Source organism: Nocardioides sp., from assembly GCF_031422975.1.
Taxonomy (GTDB): Bacteria; Actinomycetota; Actinomycetes; order Propionibacteriales; family Nocardioidaceae; genus Nocardioides.
In genome coordinates this window covers 1-2,450 of sequence record NZ_JANPEO010000120.1, presented here as the reverse complement: position 1 = coordinate 2,450, position 2,450 = coordinate 1, and the positions used below count along the sequence as shown (strand labels likewise).

2 protein-coding genes and 1 pseudogene are annotated in these 2,450 nt (G+C 64.9%); all 3 read right to left on the bottom strand.

Going from position 1 to position 2,450, the window contains the following annotated elements; genetic code table 11:
• On the bottom strand, positions 1 to 189 hold a 189-nt coding region (locus RMO85_RS03870), incomplete at its 3' end, for a hypothetical protein (protein WP_310526584.1).
• Positions 190 to 572: 383 nt separating this feature from the next.
• Positions 573 to 1,610 carry an IS30 family transposase gene (locus RMO85_RS03865; RefSeq protein WP_397203037.1) on the bottom strand — a complete coding sequence of 346 codons (1,038 nt, stop codon included), beginning with the start codon at positions 1,608 to 1,610 and terminating at the stop codon, positions 573 to 575.
• A 115-nt stretch (positions 1,611 to 1,725) separates the two neighbouring features.
• Positions 1,726 to 2,450, bottom strand: a pseudogene (locus RMO85_RS03860) (hypothetical protein); the annotation flags it as partial.

The window sequence follows — 2,450 nt, the reverse complement described above, 5'->3', positions numbered from 1 at the left end:
CGTGTGGCGGAGACCCAGTTCGTACATAACGTTCGCATTGCCCCCGGTGACGTCGGCGATCACGATGTCTGCGTCGCGGAGGTACGTGAAAATCTGCTCCGGAATGTCTCCAGCTTCTGAAATCTTATCTGCGCGAACCGGAGTAAGTCCGAACATTTCACATGCAGGCTCGAAGACGTTTTCCCACATTTGAATAGCGTTCTCGTACGCAAGTTTGCCTGGCGCACCCGTAGGCTCCAATCGGTCCCCAATGGGCCCGACAATGAAGCATGACCGGCCTGATCCCAATTCCCTGTCACTCATCGCAAGCAACTCCTATCCCCGTCGTTTGGTCCACCGTAAGCCAGTTCGGGGCGGCAAGCCCGCCGCGACATGACGTGATGGCACCTTCTGCAAGCCCGACTGTCCGGTGGCTTGCACCGGTAGCACTAAGAACTAGCGAGGTTGTCGGTCGCAGTGGTTCCACCTCGGTCGGGGTGCTGGTGGTCGTAGGCGATGACGTGGTCGAGGTCGCCGCGTCTGGCGTTGCGACCACACCAGGGGAAGACACAGGTCTGGCGGAATCTAGGTAGTCACGCGACACCTTGGTTGTGAGCGGTCTTGGCCATTATCTCCTCAAGCATCTCTGCAGGGGTGCGGAACCCGTGGCGTTTGCGCGGTCTGGAGTTGAGCTCGGCAGCGATGTTGTCCAACATGCCCGGACCGTAGAAGGACAGATCTTTGCCCTTGGGTAGGTGCTGGCGGAGCAGGCCGTTTGTGTTCTCGTTTGTGCCGCGTTGCCAGGGCGAGCGTGGATCGCAGAAGTAGATGTTGAGGCCGGTCGCGGCCGCGATCTCGCGGTGGCTGGCCATCTCTAGGCCTTGGTCCCAGGTCAGTGAGCGGCGCAGCTGTTCATTCAGGGTCAGCATCTTGGCGACCAGTGCTTCTTGGACCGCGAGAGTGCCGTAGCCGTCGGGTAGGTGCAGCAGCATCACGAAACCGGTCGTGCGCTCGACCAAGGTCCCGACAGCGCTGCCTGAGGCTGTCGAGCCCATGATCAGGTCGCCTTCCCAGTGACCTGGGACGGCCCGGTCCTCGATCTCGGGGGGTCGCTCGCTGATCATCACCATGTCCGGGATCCGGGTGCGCCGGTGTCCTGGAGTGCGGCGGGGCTTGCGCATCGAACGGCCCGTTCGCAGGTAGGCGGTGAGCTCGCGTTTCAGCCCACCGCGGGCCTGGATGTAGAGCGACTGGTAGATCGTTTCGGCCGACACCCACATCTCCGGTTCGTCGGGGAAGTCGATCTTGAGTCTGCCAGCGATCTGTTCGGGGCTGTCGTGCCGCTCGAGCCGGGCCTGGACCTCTCGTCGCAGCCGAAGGTTGGTCGCGAGCTTGGCGTTCCGCGGCCCACGACGCCCTCGATCGGCATGCGTTTGCGCCATTCCCGCTCGATACCCACGCACCCCGACGGCTCGTTTGAGCTCTCGGCTCACCGTGGAGGGATGCCGTCCAATCTCACGAGCGATGGCACGAACGCCCAGGCCGCTGGCCTGAAGACGCATGATCTCTTCGCGTTCCTCGAACCGCAGATAGCGCTGCCCGAGGGGATCGGTGGTCCGGGTGGGGTTCACCCCACCCAATCTGACGAAGATTCTCCGTCCCCAGCTCCAGGACGCGCCGGCCGACGCCGCCGCCTCATCGACGCTAAGACCGGCCCGGACCCCCTGCCAGAACCGGCGCTCGTGCTCACGCGGCAGATCGGGCTTGGTGAACTTCCTCATTGCAACTCCTCAGAGAAGGTGTTGCATCACTACCTAGAACTCGCCTGCCGTCGCGGAGCTGAACCTGCTCGCGTTGCCGAGGCGTCGGCTGGTAGCCCGGCGCGTGGATCTCGGTGTTGAGGTCGATGACGGGCTTGAGGTCGATCCGGGTGTGGGAGTCGCCGCACCATGCCTGGATCGTCTCCAGCAGCAACAGGCGTTGACCCTCGTCCATCCGCCCGAACCGGTCGATCTCGAGGCCGCTTGCGAGTCCGGCCTTGAAGTGCAGGTGCAACTCAAGAGTCCTTGCCGGCGGCAGGTCGGTCTCGGTCGTCGGGCCGGTCCCGGTGGCGAGGTCGAGCGCAAGCTGATGGCGGGCCAGGCGCCCGAGGGCCAACGCCCGCCGCGCGTCGAGAGACTCGGTCGAGCCGAGGGCCTTGAGCTCCGCGGCCCCGGCGCGCAGGACATGGTCGAGGTCGAGCGCGTCGGCCAGGTCGAGCTCGGCACTGACCTGGGTGGTGCCTGCGAAGCCGACGTGGTCGACGTCGATGGCGACGTGTCGGTTGTCGGGGCAGTCGGGGTGCGGATCGTCGGGGTCGACCGCCTCATCCGGGTGCTGGCGCTGGATGGCTTCGGTGACGAGGCGGTCGAGTTGGGCGGGGCCGACCTTGGCGGCGTACGGCGTGATCTGCGCGTCGATCCAGGCCACCG